The sequence below is a fragment of the Bradyrhizobium sp. CCBAU 45321 genome, from assembly GCF_028128975.1.
Lineage (GTDB): Bacteria > Pseudomonadota > Alphaproteobacteria > Rhizobiales > Xanthobacteraceae > Bradyrhizobium > Bradyrhizobium yuanmingense.
Genome location: NZ_LFKZ01000131.1, coordinates 59,058 through 72,361 on the forward strand (window position 1 = coordinate 59,058; position 13,304 = coordinate 72,361).

The window sequence follows — 13,304 nt, forward strand, 5'->3', positions numbered from 1 at the left end:
CGCAACAAGCGAAGCATAGATGGGCCCCGGCTCTGCAGCGCATCACTGAAGAAGTGCTGCGCTGCGTCCGGGGCACGAGCAGTGCCTGCCTCACTCCTCCGGCAGGCCGAGCATCAGCCGCATGTTCTGCACGGCTGCGCCGGATGCCCCCTTGCCGAGATTGTCGAGCCGGGCGACCAATAGCGCCTGGTGATATTTGTCGCTGGCGAAGACGTAGAGCTCGAGCATGTTGGTCTCGTTGAGCGCCTCCGGCTCGAGCCGGCCGCCCTTGCTCGCCTCGTTCTGCAGCGGCATCACCTTGACGTATTTCGAGCCGGCGTAACGCTTTGCCATCGCGGCCTGCAGGTCGGCGCCGCCTGGCTTGCCCGGCAACGTGTCGAGCTGGAGCGGCACCGAGACCAGCATGCCCTGGCGATAATTGCCGACCGAGGGAATGAAGATCGGCCGCCGTGTCAGGTTCGAATAGAGCTGCATCTCCGGCAGATGCTTGTGCTCGAAGCCGAGGCCGTAGAGCTCGAAGGACGGCGCGCTACCATCCTCGAAGCTTGCGATCATCGACTTGCCACCGCCGGAATAGCCGCTCACCGCGTTGACGGTGACGGGATAATCAGGCGGCAGCAGGCCGGCATCGACGATCGGCCGCAGCAGCGCGATCGCGCCGGTCGGATAGCAGCCGGGATTGGAAACCTTCTTCGCGGCCTTGATCTTGCCGGCCTGGTCAGGCGTCAGCTCCGCAAAGCCGTAAGCCCAGTCCGGCGCGACCCGGTAGGCGGTCGAGGCATCCAGCACCTTCGGCGCGTGAGCCCCCATGCCGTCGACCAGGGCAACGGTTTCCTTGGCGGCATCGTCGGGAAGGCAGAGGATGACGAGATCCACCTCCTCCATCAGCGCCTTCTTGGCCGCGGGATCCTTGCGCTTGTCGTCGGCAATGGTCTTCACCGCGACGTCGCTTTGGAGCTTCAGCCGCTCGTTGATGCCGAGCCCGGTGGTGCCGGAGCCGCCATCGACGAAGACGGTGGCCGGCTTCTTGGCCGCGCTGGTGGCCGGAGCTTTGGTGGTGTCAGCGAGGCTCATGATGCGCTCCCTTCGAGCATGTTCGTGTCGTCTGCGAAAATCTGCGGCCTTGCCTGCTGCATCAATTGTGAGATCCGCTTGGCATCGGCATCGCCGCCGTCAAGCGCATTCGCGATCGCTGCATAATCGGCATCCGACTTGTGCTGGTTCAGCTTGAAGCTGCCTTCGACCTCCTCAACGGTCATGACCAGCCCAACGATCCCTTTCTTCATCGTCTCCAGCCGACCCGCCGTCATCTTGGCCGACGTCCACGGCTTTTTCGGCAACAGCCAGCTCTCGAACTTGGCGCTGAGCGTCTCGAGCTGCACCGCCAGCTCGTCATCCGACAACAGCCGAACCGGCCCGCTCAGATGCACCGACTGGTAGAGCCAGGTCGGAACCTGATCCGGCGAGACGTACCAGTCCGGCGATACATAGGCATCCGGGCCGTTGACCGCGAGCAGCCACGACGCCTCGCCGCCCGCCAGCTTTAGCAGCGGATTGTGACGGGCGAGATGAAAGGCAGCCTGCGGCGTGCCGTCCGCGGCATAGGTCAAATAGAACGGCAACGGCGAGGCGATCGGCCGCTTGCCGTCGAAGGCGCACATCGTGCCGAAGCCGCGCTCCTCGGCGAATTTCAGGCTCGCGGCGCGGTCCTGCTTGAAAAAGGGTGGCGTGTACATCGTGGTCTCCTGCTGGGCCTCCTCGGGGGAGCCGCCGGATCAGATCGCGCTGACAGGAGAGAGGATGCCGCGGATCGGGTCCAGCGGCAAAGACGATGATCTCAAACGCGATCGACCGCCCAAACCGCTAAGCTGCGGCGGCGGCGACGGGCGAACAGAATGGTCGCGGCGTTGATCATGGCACGCGGCTATAATGCCACCAGGTTCCATGGTCAAGAGCAAATCGGTTCAGTGGGACGGCAGGATGCCGCGCGACGGCAGGACGCGCACAGATGTCATCGGACCGCCGTGGAATTTCTACTAGGAGTAGGGGTTTTCGAGAACGACCGGCGGGACACAACCTCTTCGCCGGCCCCGAGCCGTTCGCACCCAGCCTCAGGACATCACCATGACCGAGATTACTCGTCGCGCAACGCTAGCCGGCGCCGCCGCATCGGCGCTCCTGCCTTTCGTGAAGATTTCGCCCGCGGGCGCCGCCGCGCCGCTGGCCGAGAAGCAGAATGCGAGCTTCTATCGCTACACTGTCGGCACCCACCAGGTCACGGTGGTCTGCGACGGCGTTGCGACCGTCAATCTGACCGACAATTACGCCGCCGGCGCCAGCAAGGATGACATCAACAAAGTGTTCGCCGAGCACCACCTGCCGGCCGACAAGGTCACCCACACCTTCAACCCGGTGGTGGTCAACACCGGACCGAAGCTCGTCGTCATCGATACCGGGCTCGGTCCCGACCAGTTCACACAGTCGAAGGGCAAGGTCGGCCAATTCCAAAACAATCTCGCCGCCGCCGGCATCGACCGCGCGGCGGTCGATACCGTCATCATCTCCCATTTCCATGGCGACCACATCAACGGCCTGCTGGCGGCCGAGAACAAGCCCGCCTTCCCCAATGCCGAGATCATGGTTCCGGCGGTGGAATGGAAGTTCTGGATGGATGACGGCGAGATGAGCAAGGGGATGGGCAATCCGATCCTCGAGAACAATTTCAAGAACATCCGCCGCGTGTTCGATGCCCTGGGCCGCAAGGTCACGCAATATGAGGCCGGCAAGGAAGTCGCGCCCGGGATCACCTCCATGGCGAGCCCCGGCCACACGCCGGGCCACAATTCCTTCATCGTCGCCTCCGGCGCCGAGAAGGTGCTGGTGCAGGTGGACATCACCGCGGGCGCAGCGTTCCTGTTCGTGAAGCATCCCGAATGGAACATCGCATCCGATGTAGACAAACCGCTGGCCCAGCAAACGCGCCGCAAGCTCTACGACATGGCGATTGCCGAGAAGATGCCGATCCAGGCCTTCCACGCCGCCTTCCCCGGTCTCGTCCGGGTCGAGAAGGAAAAGGACGGCTCCGGCTACCGCTGGATCCCCGCGATCTGGAACGCATCGCTGTAGGCTTGCGCAGTAGGCTTGGCCTGACGCCCTGACCGGGCAGCCCCGGTTGCCCGGTCAGATCACGCGCCAGATCCATTCCATGATCTTGGCGAGCACGTCGCCGAACAGCAGGAGCACGGCGGACCAGATCAGGGCCGAGACAAAGTTTGCGGCCTGGAAGGTCCAATAGGGCATCTCGAAGATGCCGGCCGCAAGCGGCACCGAGGCGCGCAAGGGGCCGAAGAAGCGCCCGATGAAGATGCTGGGAATGCCCCAGCTGCGCACGAAAGCCTCGCCCCTGGGCAGGAGTTCCGGATAGCGCGAGAGCGGCCACATCTGCGCGACCCGCTCCTTGTAGCGGAAGCCGAACCAATAGGAGACCCAATCGCCCAGCGCCGCACCGAGTGCGCCGGCAATCCAGACCGGGAAGAAATTGATGCCGCTGGCCCCGATCAGCGCACCGATCGCCACCAGCGCGCCCCAGGCCGGGACCAAAATCGAAATGAAGGCAAGCGACTCCCCGAATGCGAGCAGGAATACGATCGGCGCGGCCCAAGCCTGGTGAGCGCGCACGAATTCGACGAGGGCGTGCGCAAACTGCTCCATACCAGATTAGCCTTCCCGCCCCGTCTCAAGGTGCTGCTCGATGAAAAGGACTGGTAAGCCAAGGACTTGTGTGACATCAAGTCACATAACCCGACATCACCAGGCCGGAGCGTCAAATTGCCGGGAAATGGCGAGGCTGCGGCGTAAAATCGCCGGGATTGCCTCCCAACCCACAGCGCCCGACCGCCCTGCGGTAACCTTTCCAAGTCAGAAGTGGCATAGTCGGCCTAACCGATTCGCTGCCTCTGCAGCCCTCAAACCGCATCAAGATATATGTCCAAACAGTTGAAGCCAAAAGCAAAAGACGATTTTTTCGGCGGTGACGAGCCGAAGGCCCGCGCCGCCGTCAAGGCGGCGCCGCGCAGTGGCGGGGAAGCCGATTACACGGCAGCCGACATCGAGGTGCTCGAAGGGTTGGAACCGGTGCGGCGCCGGCCGGGCATGTATATCGGCGGCACCGACGAGAAGGCGCTGCATCATCTGTTCGCCGAAGTCATCGACAACTCGATGGACGAGGCGCTGGCCGGGCACGCGACCTTCATCGGAGTCGAGCTGAGTGCGGACGGTTTCCTGACCGTCACCGACAACGGCCGCGGCATCCCGATCGATCCGCATCCGAAATTCCCGAAGAAGTCGGCGCTCGAAGTCATCATGTGCACGCTGCATTCGGGCGGCAAGTTCGACAGCAAGGTCTACGAGACCTCGGGCGGTCTGCACGGCGTCGGCATCTCGGTGGTGAACGCCCTCTCCTCGCGTCTCGAGGTCGAGGTTGCGCGCAGCCAGAAGCTCTACCGCATGACCTTCGAGCGCGGCCATCCCAAGGGCAAGCTTGAGGACCTCGGCAAGGTCAACAATCGCCGCGGCACGCGCGTGCGCTTCAAGCCCGACACCGACATCTTCGGGCAGAAGGCCGCGTTCAAGCCGCAGCGCCTGTTCAAGATGACGCGCTCGAAGGCCTACCTGTTCGGCGGTGTCGAGATCCGCTGGAACTGCGCGCCCGAGCTGCTCAAAGGCGTCGAGGACGTGCCGGCGGAAGCGACGTTCCACTTCCCGGGCGGCCTCAAGGACTATCTCGCTGCCGCGATCCACGCCGACACGCTGGTGCATCCGGACATCTTCTCCGGCAAGTCAGGACGCAACGGCGCGCACGGCGCCTGCGAATGGGCGGTGGCCTGGACCGCGGATGCCGACGGCTTCCTCTCCTCCTACACCAACACCGTGCCGACGCCCGACGGCGGCACCCACGAATCCGGCCTGCGCAGCGCGCTGCTGCGCGGCTTGAAGGATCACGCCGAGCGCGTCGGCCAGGGCAAGCGCGCCGCCTCCGTCACCTCGGAAGACGTGATGGTGGGCGCCGCCGTGATGCTGTCGGTGTTCGTGCGCGAGCCCGAATTCCAGGGCCAGACCAAGGATCGCCTCGCCACCGCCGAAGCGCAGCGCATCGTCGAGCAGGCAATGAAGGACCCGTTCGACCATTGGCTGTCGGGCAATCCGAACATGGCCAACCGGCTGCTCGACTTCGTCATCGACCGCGCCGAGGAGCGGCTGCGGCGGCGGCAGGAGAAGGAGACCGCGCGCAAGACGGCCGGCAAGAAGCTGCGCCTGCCCGGCAAGCTCGCCGACTGCACCGATGCCGGCACCGAGGGCTCGGAGCTGTTCATCGTCGAGGGCGACTCGGCCGGCGGCAGCGCCAAGCAGGCGCGCGACCGCAAGACCCAGGCCGTGCTGCCGCTGCGCGGCAAGATCCTCAACGTCGCCTCCGCCGGCAAGGACAAGCTGACGGCGAATGCGCAGCTCTCCGACCTCGTGCAGGCGATCGGCTGCGGCACGCTCGCGCAATATCGCGAGGAGGATCTGCGCTACCAGCGCATCATCATCATGACCGACGCCGACGTCGACGGCGCCCACATCGCCTCGCTCCTGATCACCTTCTTCTACCGCCAGATGCCGCGGCTGATCGACGAAGGCCACCTCTTCCTCGCGGTGCCGCCGCTCTACAAGCTGACCCACGGCTCCAAGTCGGTCTACGCCCGCGACGACGCCCACAAGGAGGCGCTGCTCAAGAGCGCGTTCAACGCCAACGCCAAGGTCGAGGTGAACCGCTTCAAGGGGCTCGGCGAGATGATGCCTGCGCAGCTCAAGGAGACCACCATGGACCCGGCCAAGCGGACGCTGCTCAAGGTGGTGCTGCTGGCCGACGACCGCGACACCACGGCGGATTCGGTCGAGCGGCTGATGGGCACCAAGGCCGAGGCGCGCTTTGCCTTCATCTCGGACAAGGCCGAGTTTGCCAGCGACGAGCTGCTGGACGTTTGAGGCGGCAACCAAACTGGCTGCACGCCAACACAGCCCCGGCCCAAAGCCGGGGCTGTGTCTTTGGGGCAACGGCCGTTGTTTCGGACCAGTTTGCCTTGTGTGCTGCCGGGATTGTCGTTTGATTCCTGGGTTCGTCTCGCGGCGACTCGGCGGGCGACTCACCGGGTGCCGCGGCGGAGGCAGAATTGCCTCCATTCGGACAAAGCCGAATTTGCTAATGAGACGTTACCAAAAGTCGAGCCGCCAAATTCCGATCAACATATTGGAATCTAAGCAATATTACGGGTCTCCGCGACACCGCCGCAAATACCCTCGCACCGGCGTTTTCCGGCGACTGTGCCTGTCCGGCAACAGCATTTCGGCAAGAACCGTCTATAGTCCGGTCATCAGATGACACGGACTTCAGTGCGCTCGCGCCGACAAGATTTGGGGATTTAAAATGAAGAAGACATTGCTCGCTTTGACCGCGATCGCGGCGATGACCGGTTCGGCCTCGGCTGCCGACTTGGGCGCTCGTCCCTATGCGAAGGCTCCGATGCCGGCGCCCGTCGCCAACTGGACCGGCTTCTACATCTTCGGCGGCGGCGGCGGCGGCCTTTCCAATGCCGACCAGAGCATTGTCGACACGGGCACCGGCACGCCGCTGACGATCACGCAGCGCCAGGGCGGCTCCGGCTGGTTCGGCACGGTTGGCGCCGGTTACGACTGGCAGTTCAGCGGCACCTGGGTTGCCGGTGTGTTCGGTGACGCTCAGTTCGGCAGCATCCGTTCGACCATCCAGGATCCGATCTTCGACATCACTGGTAACCAGAAGCTGGAGACCTCTTGGGCTGCGGGCGTGCGCCTCGGCTGGCTGGTCGCTCCGAACGTTCTCTCCTACGTCAACGGCGGTTACTCCGGCGCTCACTTCGGCCGCACCAACTTCACGACGCTCGGCGGTACCCCGGCCGGTGTTCACCTCAATGGCTACGATCGTCACGGCTGGTTCATCGGCGGCGGCGTCGAGAACAGCCTGAACATCTTCGGCATCACCTCACCCGGCTGGTTCATGAAGACTGAGTATCGTTCGGCCTTCTACAATGGCAAGACTGAGGCCATCCGGTTTGATGGCACCGACCTCCCGACCATTCACAGCGTCCGCGCCAACAGCTGGAACCAGACGATCTCGACCTCGCTGGTCTACCGCTTCAACTGGACCGGTCCAGTCGTCGCGAAGTACTAATCCGATCTCACGATCAAGCGTCAAAGCCCCGGCATCGCCGGGGCTTTTTCGTTTTGGGCTCTAGCGTCCTTGCGGCCACGGCCCATTGTGTCCGTACCAGAGCTACGGCTAGTCTGTCGGCAAGTTTTCGTGGCTGCGGCAGTCATTGATGCCGTGGAGCGCGACAGAAGCGGACCGATGGGAGGAAGGCATGCGCAGATTTCTGCTGGTGGCAGGCCTGTTTGCAACCGCTCTCGGCCTGCTCTGGATCGGACAGGGCACGGGCACGGTTCCGTGGCCGCGATCGAGCTTCATGGTCAACCAGCTGCACTGGGCCGGCTATGGCGCAGCCATGGCCGGGTTCGGGCTGGTGCTGATCTGGCAGAGCAACCAATAGAAGAAACCAGGGAATCCAAGCATGACATCCAGCCGGTTCGATCTCCGCGGCAAGGTCGCGATCGTCACGGGAGGCAATGGCGGCATCGGGCTCGGCATGGCGCGCGGCCTCGCCGATGCCGGCGCCGATATCGCCGTGGTCGGACGCAACGAGAGCAAGTCCGCCACCGCCGTGGCCGATCTCAGGCAGCGCGGCGTGAAGGCGATCGCCGTCGCCACCGACGTGACCGACAAGGCGGCGGTCGCAGCCATGATCGACCGTGTCGTCAAGGAGCTCGGCCGCATCGACATCCTCGTCAACAATGCCGGCATGAGCATCCGCAAGCCGCCGCACGAGCTCGAGCTCGACGAGTGGAACAAGGTGATCGACACCAATCTCACCAGCGCCTTCGTGTGCTCGAAGCTGGCCTATCCGGCGCTGAAGGCGTCCGGCAACGGCAAGGTGATCAACATCGGCTCGATGATGTCGATCTTCGGCGCGAGCTTCGCGACCGCCTATGCAGCCAGCAAGGGCGGCATCGTGCAGTACACCCGCGCCTGCGCCAATGCCTGGGCGCCGGACAACATCCAGGTCAACGCCATCCTGCCGGGCTGGATCGACACCGATCTCACCCGTGGCGCGCGACAGCAGGTCTCGGGGCTGCACGAGCGCGTGCTGGCGCGCACGCCTGCGGGGCGCTGGGGCGACATCGACGACTTCGCCGGCATCGCCGTGTTCCTGGCATCGTCCGCGTCGAATTTCGTCACGGGCACCGCGATCCCGGTCGACGGCGGATTCTCGGTGATGGCCTGAGGCCGGTCTGCGCGCCATCCAACAACGCAAAAAAGAAGCCCAGGACGACGCCGGGGCTTTTGAATTGAGACAGTGCTTTTCTTGATCGTTGGTCGCGTTGCGTCGACGTGCTCAGTAGCGGGCGATAGTGGGGGCGTCGAACTTGTAGCTCGCACGCACCACGGCCCACTGAATGTCGCGCGGCTTGGCATCGAAGGTGTAGTTTCCGGAGGTGCCGCCGAGCTGATAGGTCTGGCTGGTGAAGGCCGCGTAGTTGTATTCGAGGCCGACGATCCAATTGCGGGTGACGCCGTACTCCCAGCCGGCGCCGACGGTCCAGCCGTTGGCCCAGTGGGTTTGTCCGCCCGAGCCCGTCGCCACACCGACGGTGTCGGTGACCGAGAGGCGGTTGTTCGCGCCGGCATAGCCACCCTTGAAATAGAACAGGTTGTTCTGCACGGCGAAGCCGGCGCGGCCGACCACGGTGGCGAGCACGTTGGTACGCCAGGAGAACACGTCATCCCCCGCGCCAAACGCGGTGTTCGTGAACGAGCCCTTGTTATCGAGGCCGGAGATCGTGCCTTCCACGCCGAACACGTAGTTGTTGGCTTGCCAATTGTAGCCGATCTGCGCGCCGCCCATGACGCCCGCGTTGCGCTGGCGATAGCCCTCTCCCGGCAGCAGATCGCCGAACGCCGCGCCGGTGCCGTTGTTGATGAACTGCTGGTTGGTCCATGCGCCGCCGATGTGGCCGCCGACATAGAAGCCGGTCCAGTTGAACAGCGGCTCGACATAGGCGGGCGCCTTCGTGTAGCGCGCACCGAGATCGGCGGCGGAGGCACCGGTCGAAACCAGAGCCGTCGTGCAGGCGAAGGCGGCAATCAACTTATTACGCATGGTACACCCCGTGTCCTTGATGGACGCACGGTCACAGACGGCTCTTACTAAAATTGAAATCAACACGGTTAACGTGGCGGTTGGGCCCGCATCGCGCCGTGAATCCGATGGCGATGTTGCAAGCGTGCAACGCATCGCGCGCGAATTCACGCAGGGTTATCCCTACCGAGTCCTCCGCTAGGATTGCGGCGCGGCGCGCGAATGCACGTGCTCTGGCCGCACGCCGAGCGCAAGCAGGCGCGCCGGAATGCCCTGCAGCCATGGCAGCGCGGTGATGAGGCGCACGACCAGCGGCACCTTCAGCGGCCGATCGCCGCCCTGCAAGGCGCCGCTGATGATGTTGTTCTGCACGACCACCTGCATTCGCTGTGTCATCTTCACAGGGAACTCGCGACGGCGCCTGATGGCATCGAGCTCGTGCTCGGACGGGCAGCCATGCTGCAGCTTGTCCGTCAGGAGGTTCGCGGTTGCAACCGCATCCTGCACGGCGAGATTGACGCCGACGCCGCCGATTGGCGACATCGCATGGGCGGCATCGCCGATGCACAACAGGCCTGGCTGCGTCCAGCGCGTCAGACGGTTGATCGCGACGGTGAGCAGCTTGACGTCGTCGAAGCTCTTCACCTCGGCGATGCCGGAGCGGAGGATCGGCGCCATGCGCACGACGTCGTCGAGCAGCGCCGACAGTCCCCTCGCCTTCACCGCATCATACCGTCCCTTGGCGATGACATAAGCGCACTGCCAATAATCGCCGCGGTCGAAGGTGATCATCATCTTGCCGGGCTCGACCCGCGCGAACACGTTCTCGGTCTCTTCGGGTCTGCGGCCGGCGCGAAACCACAGCACGTCCATGGGCGCGCCGATCTCCTCGACGCTAAGGCCGGCGCGCTCGCGCACCGTCGAATGCCGGCCGTCGCAGGCGATGGTGAGATCGGCCTCGATGTCGATGATGCCCTCAGGCGTCTTCGCCCGCACGCCGGCGATCGTCTCGCCGCGGCGGATCAGATCGATCGCCTCCGTGCTCATCATCACCTCGAGCGAGGCAAAGCGCCTGCCCGCCTCGCGCAGAAAATTCAAGAAGTCCCATTGCGGCATGAAGGCGATGAAGGGGTATTTGGTATGGAGCCGGCTGAGATCGGCAATGCGCACCGGCGTGCCGCCGAACAGGCCGTCCATTTTTTGCAGACGCTGGTGCGGCAACTTGAGGAAGCCGTCGATCAGGCCGAGCTCATCCATCACCTGAAGCGTCGAGGGATGCACGGTATCGCCGCGGAAGTCGCGGAAGAAATCGGCATGCTTCTCCAGCACCACGACGTCAATGCCGGCGCGTCCCAGGAGGTAGCCGAGCATCATGCCGGCAGGTCCCCCGCCGACGATGCAGCAGCGGACCTTCATGGTCCTCGCAGGTTGTTGGTCGGGTGTCACTGCAGACGAGATCCGCGAGGTGAGTATCGATGAAGAGATGTCCGCCGATACTAGCGCGATTCAGGTCAAAGACAGTCCTAATTATGCAGGGCGCAGGTGGATCAATGCCGGTTGGGAGCAGCAGACCGGCGTCAAATGAAAGGCCCGTTTCGTGCGAGCCTTCCGTGACAATCGCGTTCGACTATTTCTGATCCTCGCTGCTGGTCCCGGACCCCGGACTGCCGATCGGCACCCCATTCGGAGCGCGCCCGGCACCCATGTTTCGCTCGGCCTGAGCTGCCGTGGGCGACTTGCCGGCGGCAGTCGGCGCCTGAACGTTGGGATTGGTCGGGCTGTTATTGGTGTTGATGTTGGCGCCTGTGGTGGTGCCCTGCGTTCCCGTCCCAGAGGGAGCCGACGGCCCGGAATTGGCACTGCTGGATGACGTCCCCATTCCGGCACCCGATGAGGCCGCAGATCCGCCACTGGCTCCGCCGGTCCCCGTGCCTGCCGCGGCACCGGCACCCGCACCTGCGCCACCACCACCGCCTCCGCCACCACCGCCTCCTTGAGCAAGGGCGGCCGTCGAAAGCGCAGCACAAGCGATCGTAACGAGGATGGATTTACGGATCATGGATCGTCTCCCTGGTTTGGCAGACAATCCAGCCCGGCAGGAGTTGTTCCTTCCGCAGGGGAAGCGAGCTTCTCGTCTCAGGACTTTGGCGACTTGCGGTCCCACGGCCGTTTGCCCTCGGCGTCGCGATCCCATGGTCGCGTGGCCGGAGCCCCCTTCTCATCCTCGGCGGCCTTCGCGCGGTCCGCCTGGACGCGTTCGCGATCGGTGAGAGGCGGGGCTGTGGGAACTGGATTCGTTTGAGCCAGAACCGGAAGCGTCGTAAGGAGCGCGACAATAATGAATTTTGTCATTCCCGGCTCTAGCACTTTCACCTTGGCTTGTCCGATTTAAGTTCGGCCGCTGCGCAAGATCATCCCGTCACAATCGAACAGCGCATCAATTATTGCTCCGGTTCGCGCTCCGAAAGCTCTTGATCTCCGACACGCTGCCGTCGCGATAGGTCAGCTCCACCGAGACGGATTTCGTGCTTGGCGCGAGCTTCATGTAGAGCGGCATGCCGGAGCTGACCGCGCTGGGGTCGCGCATGTCGCAGGGCGGCATCTTCAGCACCTGGTTGGGCACGGCGGTGTCGACGCCGATGCGCACCTCGCGAATGGCGCAGCGGTAGGAGACGAGATGCGTGTAGTAGACGAGCAGCCCGTTGAACTCGCGGAACGACAGCCAGCTCGTCGAGGTCATGTCGAGGATCTTGCGCTGGTCGCGGATCAGCGCGGCCTCGGGATCGAACCTAATCGGGAACGGGCCCTGCATGTCGCCGGACTGATCGACATAGCGGACCTCGATGGTCCCGGCCTGCGCATCCGGCGGCAGCTCGATCGACGAGTTCGGCATCCGCTTGCGGGTGCGCGGATCGAGTGTGTCGATGAAGCCGGTCTCGCGGAAATCGCCCGCGCCGGCCATGCGCCAGGAAATGCCGAGCGTCGGATCGGCGAAAGAGAAGGTCACGCTCCAGCCGCCATTGTGACGCGAGAAGCTCGCGATCGGCGCGTTGAGGGTCTCCTCCTTGGGCATCTGCGGCACCGACACCGGCGGCAGAGCCGCAAGCTTCGTGGGCGGCGGATCGTCCGAACGCGCGGCGATGTCCTTGGCGAGGCCGCTGAGGAAGACATCGTCGACCATCTGGTCGAAATAGACGGGCACCTGCCTGTGCTTCACGGTGTCGGCGAGCTCGCTGACGGCACGGCGGGTACGCTGCGCCACCTGCACCAGATTCTCGCCGGGCTTGAGCAGCTCCTTGGCGAAGGTGCGCGTAAACACTGAGTTTGGATTGGCGTCGTCATTGGAGAGCCGATCGAGCGCGGTCTGGCGGGGACCCGCGGAGAACACCGAGAACACGCCCTCGGGCAGCTGGGTCATCGGTGCGAGACCGCCGGCGCCGGCGACCGCACGGGTGCCCTTGCGCTCGAACGGATTGTTGCGGCAGGCGTCGAACACCAGGATCGAGGTCCGCGCCTTCTTGTTCTGCAGCCGCTCGACGATGCGGTCGGCCAGGATCGAGGCGTCACGCACCAGCTCCTCCTGCCCTTCGGTCGCTACGGGCACGTCGGTCGGCAGCAGATAGTTCTGGCCCGCGATCTCGAAGCCGTGGCCGGCATAGAAGAAGAACGCGGTGTCGCCGGGCTCGATGGCCTTGTCGAAGGCGAGCAGCGTCTCGGAGAATTGCTGCCGGCTCTGGTTCTCGGCGACCATCACCGAGAAGCCGAGCTGCCTCAGCGTGTCGCCCATGGTGCGGGCGTCGTTGACCGCCTTGAGCAGCTTCGGCACGTTCCTGTAATCGTTGTTGCCGACGACCAGCGCGACGCGCTTCTCGGCACAGGCGGGCACTGCGAATCCGCTCAGGCCCGCCGCGAGGCCAAGGGCCGCCAGAATTCTGAAAAGCCGACGCGTCATCGCAAAATTTCCCGTTGCAGAACCGGCCCTGCCGCCGATCTTCGAACGGCAGTTCATGGGACCCCCTGCCGCTGTGTGAT

Annotated in this window: 11 protein-coding genes; 5 read left to right on the plus strand and 6 right to left on the minus strand. The window is 64.3% G+C overall.

Annotation, left to right across the window (positions count from 1 at the left end; translation table 11 throughout):
• Positions 1-90 precede the first annotated feature (90 nt).
• Both argC and ACM43_RS35770 read right to left on the minus strand, forming a co-directional pair.
• A complete protein-coding gene (gene argC, locus ACM43_RS35765; protein ID WP_036022938.1) occupies positions 91-1,074 on the minus strand; it encodes an N-acetyl-gamma-glutamyl-phosphate reductase in 984 nt (327 codons plus the stop codon).
• Positions 1,071-1,736, minus strand: coding sequence for an FMN-binding negative transcriptional regulator (locus tag ACM43_RS35770; RefSeq protein WP_271546652.1), 666 nt, complete (start codon positions 1,734-1,736; stop codon positions 1,071-1,073). The genes argC and ACM43_RS35770 overlap by 4 nt, the downstream gene beginning before the upstream one ends.
• A 388-nt stretch (positions 1,737-2,124) precedes the next feature.
• Between ACM43_RS35770 and ACM43_RS35775 the strand changes: the two genes are divergently transcribed.
• On the plus strand, positions 2,125-3,126 hold the full coding sequence (locus tag ACM43_RS35775; RefSeq protein WP_271546654.1) for an MBL fold metallo-hydrolase: 1,002 nt from the start codon (positions 2,125-2,127) through the stop codon (positions 3,124-3,126).
• 54 nt (positions 3,127-3,180) lie between these two features.
• Here ACM43_RS35775 and ACM43_RS35780 read toward each other — a convergent pair whose 3' ends face one another.
• Positions 3,181-3,711 (minus strand): DedA family protein, encoded by a 531-nt coding sequence (locus ACM43_RS35780; protein WP_271546656.1) that lies wholly within the window; start codon positions 3,709-3,711, stop codon positions 3,181-3,183.
• Positions 3,712-3,984: 273 nt separating this feature from the next.
• Here ACM43_RS35780 and parE point away from each other — a divergent pair, with 273 nt between their 5' ends.
• The 4 genes from parE to ACM43_RS35800 all read left to right on the plus strand — a co-directional run bounded on the left by parE (position 3,985) and on the right by ACM43_RS35800 (position 8,417).
• Entirely contained in the window at positions 3,985-6,027 is a 2,043-nt protein-coding gene (parE, locus tag ACM43_RS35785; RefSeq protein WP_271546657.1) for a DNA topoisomerase IV subunit B, read from the plus strand.
• A gap of 439 nt (positions 6,028-6,466) precedes the next feature.
• Positions 6,467-7,249 carry an outer membrane protein gene (locus ACM43_RS35790; protein WP_271546659.1) on the plus strand — a complete coding sequence of 261 codons (783 nt, stop codon included), beginning with the start codon at positions 6,467-6,469 and terminating at the stop codon, positions 7,247-7,249.
• A 190-nt stretch (positions 7,250-7,439) separates the two neighbouring features.
• Positions 7,440-7,625, plus strand: a complete 186-nt coding sequence (locus ACM43_RS35795) for a hypothetical protein (protein ID WP_036000069.1) — start codon at positions 7,440-7,442, stop codon at positions 7,623-7,625.
• A gap of 21 nt (positions 7,626-7,646) precedes the next feature.
• Positions 7,647-8,417 (plus strand): SDR family NAD(P)-dependent oxidoreductase, encoded by a 771-nt coding sequence (locus ACM43_RS35800; protein ID WP_271546662.1) that lies wholly within the window; start codon positions 7,647-7,649, stop codon positions 8,415-8,417.
• 111 nt (positions 8,418-8,528) lie between these two features.
• Here the strand turns inward: ACM43_RS35800 and ACM43_RS35805 are convergent, their stop codons facing one another.
• From ACM43_RS35805 to ACM43_RS35815, 3 genes are all read right to left on the minus strand, one after another.
• Positions 8,529-9,293 (minus strand): outer membrane protein, encoded by a 765-nt coding sequence (locus tag ACM43_RS35805; RefSeq protein WP_271546664.1) that lies wholly within the window; start codon positions 9,291-9,293, stop codon positions 8,529-8,531.
• Between the two features lie 177 nt (positions 9,294-9,470).
• Positions 9,471-10,688 (minus strand): FAD-dependent oxidoreductase, encoded by a 1,218-nt coding sequence (locus ACM43_RS35810; RefSeq protein WP_271546666.1) that lies wholly within the window; start codon positions 10,686-10,688, stop codon positions 9,471-9,473.
• A gap of 1,021 nt (positions 10,689-11,709) precedes the next feature.
• Complete coding sequence (locus ACM43_RS35815; protein ID WP_271546668.1) at positions 11,710-13,224, minus strand: caspase family protein; 1,515 nt, start codon at positions 13,222-13,224, stop codon at positions 11,710-11,712.
• Positions 13,225-13,304: the final 80 nt, after the last annotated feature.